Source organism: Bradyrhizobium sp. WSM4874, from assembly GCF_055811835.1.
This window is the reverse complement of the sequence record NZ_JBVVPR010000109.1, coordinates 1-5,446: the sequence shown is the minus strand read 5'-3', so window position 1 is coordinate 5,446 and position 5,446 is coordinate 1. Positions and strand designations below refer to the sequence as shown.

Sequence of the window (5,446 nt, the reverse complement as noted above, 5' to 3'; positions counted from 1 at the left end):
CTCGGTACTAGCGATGAGATTTGAAAGCCCGTCCGCATGGCGCTGATTCTCCGTTTGAGAACCACAGTCGCCCGGCAAACTTCATCGGAAATGAGTCAGACCCCCTTTTGGATGCCGATCACCCCGAAACGGGGTCCTTATTCCATGCCGAAACACACCGGAAATCCTAGTGCTAGACGAACCTACTTCTTCTCTTGACTCGGTTGCCGAAGCCACTGTGCGCGGGCTCCTCGAGAATTTCCGCCAGGCCGGCAAGACCATCGTGGTCATCTCTCACCGCCTCAGCACCATCTGTGGTGCCGATAAGATAATCGTCTTGGACAAGGGCCGGATTGTTGCGGAGGGCCGGCATAGTGATCTGTTGGCTGAAAGCGCCTATGCTCGCTTGTGGCAGACGTAAAGGGAGGAGGTAAAAACAGATGGCTCGCTTGCGAACTTTAAGAGTGACGCTCGCCCTTCGACCTTGTGCTCTGACGCGACCTGCGGCCGGCAATCAGATTGTCGCTGGCGATCAGCACCAGTTGACGAGCGGCTTGGATAATATCGGCGGAAGTGCTGTTGCGCTGTCCGCGCCGGCGCTTGGGGAAGCGCAACTCGCTGTGAGCGCCACCCACCGAGTGGATGATGAGAACGATCTCGGACGCCGCGTCGTCTATATCGGCGACGACCTCATGGACGAGGGTGCGTACAATGCGCTTCTTGCGGCGAGCATCCGTCGTCGGCGCACACCAGACGGTTTTGAGGTTCGAGGCCAGTACGCCGAGCGAAGCTGGATCAGCAATGGGTGCGGCCAAAGTAGCGCAAGCGCTCGTCTCTCCGGTCAGGCAGCCGCAAGCCCGTGGTCAATCGCTCGCGCGATCGTCCTGGCGTCATCGGCCGTGATGATCAAGGGAGGCGACAGCATGATGTTGCTGCCAGAGACGCGCACCATCACGCCGGCCTCGTAGATCGCATCTGCTATGTTTCCGACGAGCTTCTTGTCGAGCGCCTTCTTGCTGTCGCGGTCGGCGACGAGCTCGAGCGCTGCCATCAGGCCTTTGCCGCGGACATCGCCAACGATGCAATGCTTCTCCTTGAGCGCCGCGAGCGCATCGTTGAGCACGGCGCCCGAGAGCGCGGCCTTGGCGTCGAGCTGCAGCCGCCGCGTTTCGGCAAGTGCGGCGATGCCGGCCGCACAACCCACGGGATGGCCGGAATAGGTGTAGCCGTGGCCAATCGAGCCAAAGCTCGTCTCGTCGCGCTCGAAGGCCTCGGCGATCTTCTCGCCGATCATGGCGGCACCCAGTGGGAAATAGCCCGATGTGACGGCCTTTGCGATCGTCATCATATCCGGCCTTACGTTCCAGAGCCGCGCACCGGACCATGCGCCGGTGCGGCCGAAGCCGGTGACGACTTCGTCCGAGATCAGGAGAATGCCGTAGCGCTCGCAGATCTCGCGAACTAGGCCCATGAAGCTCTCGTGCGGGACGATCACGCCGCCGGCGCCGAGCACCGGCTCCATGATGAGGGCGGCGATGGTGTCGGCGCCCTGGAACTCGATCTCGTCGACGAGCGCATTGACGCAGAGCTGGGCGAGCTTCGCCGGATCGGTCTCGTTGAACGAATTGCGGTAGGTCCAGGGCGCGGGCATGTGGTAGACGCCGGGCAGCAGCGGCTCGTAGTTGCGGCGGAAGTTTGAATTGCCGTTGACCGATGCGCCGCCGAAATGCGTGCCGTGATAGCCTTTCTTCAGAGCCAGGAATTTGGTGCGGTCGCGCTGGCCCTTGATCTTCCAGTATTGCCGCGCGAGCAGCAGCGCGGTCTCCACAGAATCGGATCCGCCCGAGGTGAAGAACGCGCGCACCATGCCTTCCGGCTTGAACCATTCGGTGAGCTCATAGGCGAGCTCGATTGCGGGTCCCGTCGAGACGCCCCGAAAGCCGGAATAATAGGGTAAATCGTTGAGCTGGTCGGCGATCGCCTTCTTGATCGGATCGCAGCTGTAGCCGAGCGTCACGTTCCAGAGGCCGGCGACCGCGTCGAGCACGGCCTTGCCTTCGATGTCGGTGACGTGAATGCCTTCGCCTTTCATGATGATGCGCGGCGGATGATCCTGCATGTCTTTGGGATGTGCCATCGGGTGCCAGATGCGGCGGGCATTGTTCTCGATCAGGAAATTGATTTCGCGCATGGATGGCTCCGTTTGTCGTCAGTCGAAGGCAACGCCGAGCATCTGCAGGCCCTGCCGGTAAGAGCCTTGGGGATATCGAACATCGATCGGACAGTGGAAAATCCGCAGGCGACGGCGCCCTTGATGTTGCGTTCCTGGTCGTCGACGAAGACGCAAGCCTGCGGCGCGAGCCCGAGCGCATCGCACGTGGCTGCATAAGCGCGCGGTTCGGACTTCAGGATCTTGGTACGTGTCGCGTCGACGATGGCCTCGAAGTCTTCAAGCAGCGGCAGCTTGCGCCTCCGGGCCATAGAACAGGTCGAGCTCGTTGGAGAGAATGGCGAGCTTGCGGCCAGCTCCTCGCGCGATCCGGACGGTGCGCTCGGCTTCGCGGCGGATGACGAGCATCTTGGGATCACCCCGCCGAAATCCAGCACCAGCGCGCTCGCCGAGGGCGCATTCATGTCTGTTCCAACGGTACTTTGCCGGCTGGAACGACCCCGTCGGCCACCCAGCGATCGAAGATCGCCAGCACCTTCGCGGCGAAGCCCGGGTGGTTGATGTGGTCCTTGATCACGTGAAGCTCGACCGGCGGTCCGATCGCAGCACGCATTTCCGCGACGAAGGAGCTAAGGCCTTCGGGATCGTACAGCGGCTCGCCCTCCTGATCCCATCGCTGGATGCCGCCCAACGGAAGAACGAAGGCTACTGGCGCCGTCGCCTCCGCAAGCTTCGCGGCAATGGTGCGCGCGATCCGGCGACGATCGTCGGCACCAGACGTCGCGGAAGCAAGCAGGCGGTTATGCGCATGAAAAGGACGATCGGCGAGTTCCGTCGGCACCGGCAGCCAGGCGGGAAAGTCCACCATGTCTACGGCGCCGGGCGCCACGATCTGCGGAATTCCGCTCCGGCCGGCATTCAGCAGACGGTCCGAGCCGGAGTTCACCACCGAGCCCATCAACTGGTTAGCGACCTCCTGAAGGCTGAGGTCGAGCACCGCGGCAAATCCGCCTTGCGCTGCGATCGATTCCATCGCGCGGCCGCCCATGCCCGTGGTGTGGAACACCAGGACTTCGTAGCCGCGAGCCTCGAGCTGCGGTTTCAGCTGGACCATGTAGCTGAGGCAGCTTTTGCCGAGCGATGTCAGGGCCACGATCGGCCGATCGGGCCGCAGTCTCCTGGCGCTGCGGGCCGCACCGACGATCGCGCCGCAGGCCTGCGACAGCACCGTCGTGCAAGTGCCGTTGAGGCCGTAGAGGCCGCCGGTCCACAGGATCATCATCAGATCCGCAGCGATGCGCTCGGGAGGAATGAGATGTGAGAACGCGATCGTCGACACGATCAGCTTGGGAAACCCGAGGGGCAGCGCGAGCGCGACGTCGAGCGCGAGGTCGGTGCCCGTGGTGCCACCAATCGCGATCACGGCGTCTATCCTGCCCTCGTCCCAGAGTTGCCGCGTCAGGCGCGAGGCGCCTTGCGCCATCACGGTGATCGACGAGTTCTCGTCGCCGCTAGCGATCACAGCTTCGATCGTTGTGTCGGCGGCGGCGGCAACCCTGTGCTTGTCGTGCTCTGGGTTGTAAGGGGGGGCGCCGAGCACGCTGACGTCCATCATCACAGTCTCGCCACCAGAGTCATCAATGCAGCGCTGCATGAACAGGAGCTCGTCCGACTTGGTGTCGCCGGTGCCGATCAGCAAAATTCGTGGGTGAGATCTGTTGATCATGTCTTCGCAATGACGGTGTCGAAACGAAGGATCGCGCAATGGCTGGAGGTGCGCGCAGGTGATTGCTGGCCGCGACGTTATGAACTTGCTGCGATGCATGACATCCACCTATCGGTGGATTGTGAGAGATGCCGGCGTACGATGGCGATAACCGCGCGGCTGCAATTTAAGGTTTCCCGCCTCGCTCTCTCATGTTGCGATCCGACACGACATGCTGTGAACAGCGGTCGTTCATGCGCAGCAGCATTTCATCGAAGGTGTGGCGATCCGGAGTGTGGGGCGCCCGGCTGGATTTGAGCTCGCTTCACGATGCCGCTTTCGAGCGCAGAGCCGTAAATTGAGGACGTAGGACGGATAGGCCGTGAGCTGGATTGGTGTAGATTCATCGAAGGATGAATCTTCGCAAGCAGCCGAAAGCACGGTTTGAGATTGCAAGGTGATCTTGTTCCGCTAGATGTCGCTCAAGAAGTCTACGCACGGCAGGATAGTTAGCAACCTGCCAACCCAGGTAGGTACTTTGGCGTGCCTTCTAACCAATGTCTCCGCCCTCAGGATTACCCGCAGCCCAACATTGATATTGGCGCTAGACGACAGAATGCCAAGCTCGCCGTCACCATCCGGTGGACCTACTCTCGCTGCCAGGGTGCGACGCGCTTTGTCGATGATGGCCGCATCGAGCTCGACAACAACTTCGTCGAACGTTCGATCCATCCGGTCACGCTCAACCAGAAATGCGCTGTTCGAGAACCGAGCTTCGTTACGATGAGGTCGCTTGGCTTCGTCGTGCAGCATCGCGGTGGCGTCGCCCTGGTTCCCGCATGGGTCGAACCGGCGCTATCGAGGGCGTCGGTGGCAGAGTCGCGGCTGGCGTCGGCTCCTCCGCCGCGAGGACATCAGGCAGCTCCCTTGCTTGTCGGGCGGGTGCGGGCCGAGCCTCCATGATCTCGAGAACCGCGCGTACCTTATCAGTGACATGCCAGCCCCCGTTTATCCGCTCAATGAGTCCTTGGGAGAAGATATCCAGGTTGGGCACACGGACGACCAACCGCTTCGTCCGTTCGGCCCAGTCCGGTCCGTTCGTGGCCAGAATCGCCATATCACGCTTGAGGTCCGCCATGGCGGCGAACCCGTCTGGATAGCTGACCAGCACCTTGAGAACCGTCACCTGGAAGTTCACTGCCTCACCCGTACCCAGCTTCCGCGAACTTACTCGCTCGATATCTTAGGAGCGTTCGTGAACCTCTATCGACTCACGCCCTTCATCCCTGGTTCTCGTCGGAGTGCGCGCTGCAAAGATGCTTGCTGGACATGACGACGGCTGAAGATGCCAGGTCAGATGCTTCCCTGAACATGCACGCGGAAGGCCGATCTCGTCAACAATCGACCAACTCGCGAGACGAAGGATGAGATTCTGAAGCGTGTGACCGCCTCTCTGCGTCGGATGGATTGCGCCTGCGTCATGCCGTTACGGCGGCAAACGAACGAGAAGGATGTTAGCATTACAGTTGCTTTTTTGATTTGAAGTGGGCGCGTTGAGCGGCAGCCTGGTGAGCTCTGCGCCAGAAGGACCA

The 5,446-nt window shown here is 61.5% G+C and carries 6 protein-coding genes and 1 pseudogene; 1 reads left to right on the top strand and 6 read right to left on the bottom strand.

Annotation, left to right across the window (positions count from 1 at the left end):
• Positions 1-437: 437 nt before the first annotated feature.
• From AC0L3P_RS39225 to AC0L3P_RS39205, 5 genes are read right to left on the bottom strand one after another with little or no spacing between them, the layout of a single operon-like run.
• A complete protein-coding gene (locus AC0L3P_RS39225) occupies positions 438-794 on the bottom strand; it encodes a hypothetical protein (protein ID WP_473309351.1) in 357 nt (118 codons plus the stop codon).
• A gap of 26 nt (positions 795-820) precedes the next feature.
• Positions 821-2,170, bottom strand: a complete 1,350-nt coding sequence (locus tag AC0L3P_RS39220; RefSeq protein WP_473309350.1) for an aminotransferase class III-fold pyridoxal phosphate-dependent enzyme — start codon at positions 2,168-2,170, stop codon at positions 821-823.
• Positions 2,149-2,460 (bottom strand): HAD-IA family hydrolase, encoded by a 312-nt coding sequence (locus AC0L3P_RS39215; protein WP_473309353.1) that lies wholly within the window; start codon positions 2,458-2,460, stop codon positions 2,149-2,151. The genes AC0L3P_RS39220 and AC0L3P_RS39215 overlap by 22 nt, the downstream gene beginning before the upstream one ends.
• On the bottom strand, positions 2,429-2,557 hold the full coding sequence (locus AC0L3P_RS39210; RefSeq protein ID WP_473309355.1) for a hypothetical protein: 129 nt from the start codon (positions 2,555-2,557) through the stop codon (positions 2,429-2,431). Before AC0L3P_RS39210 ends, AC0L3P_RS39215 begins: the two co-directional genes overlap by 32 nt.
• A gap of 52 nt (positions 2,558-2,609) precedes the next feature.
• Positions 2,610-3,875 carry a Tm-1-like ATP-binding domain-containing protein gene (locus tag AC0L3P_RS39205; RefSeq protein ID WP_473309349.1) on the bottom strand — a complete coding sequence of 422 codons (1,266 nt, stop codon included), beginning with the start codon at positions 3,873-3,875 and terminating at the stop codon, positions 2,610-2,612.
• 591 nt (positions 3,876-4,466) lie between these two features.
• Between AC0L3P_RS39205 and AC0L3P_RS39200 the strand changes: the two are divergent.
• A pseudogene (locus tag AC0L3P_RS39200) lies at positions 4,467-4,616 on the top strand (IS66 family transposase); the annotation flags it as partial.
• A 16-nt stretch (positions 4,617-4,632) separates the two neighbouring features.
• Here the strand turns inward: AC0L3P_RS39200 and AC0L3P_RS39195 are convergent.
• A complete protein-coding gene (locus AC0L3P_RS39195) occupies positions 4,633-5,052 on the bottom strand; it encodes a hypothetical protein (RefSeq protein WP_473309347.1) in 420 nt (139 codons plus the stop codon).
• Positions 5,053-5,446 lie beyond the last annotated feature (394 nt).

Coding starts and splice junctions, on each gene's coding strand:
- AC0L3P_RS39205 (WP_473309349.1), bottom strand. CDS start 3,875: ATGATCAACAGATCTCACCCACGAATTTTGCTGATCGGCACCGGCGAC.
- AC0L3P_RS39220 (WP_473309350.1), bottom strand. CDS start 2,170: ATGCGCGAAATCAATTTCCTGATCGAGAACAATGCCCGCCGCATCTGG.
- AC0L3P_RS39210 (WP_473309355.1), bottom strand. CDS start 2,557: ATGCTCGTCATCCGCCGCGAAGCCGAGCGCACCGTCCGGATCGCGCGA.
- AC0L3P_RS39215 (WP_473309353.1), bottom strand. CDS start 2,460: ATGGCCCGGAGGCGCAAGCTGCCGCTGCTTGAAGACTTCGAGGCCATC.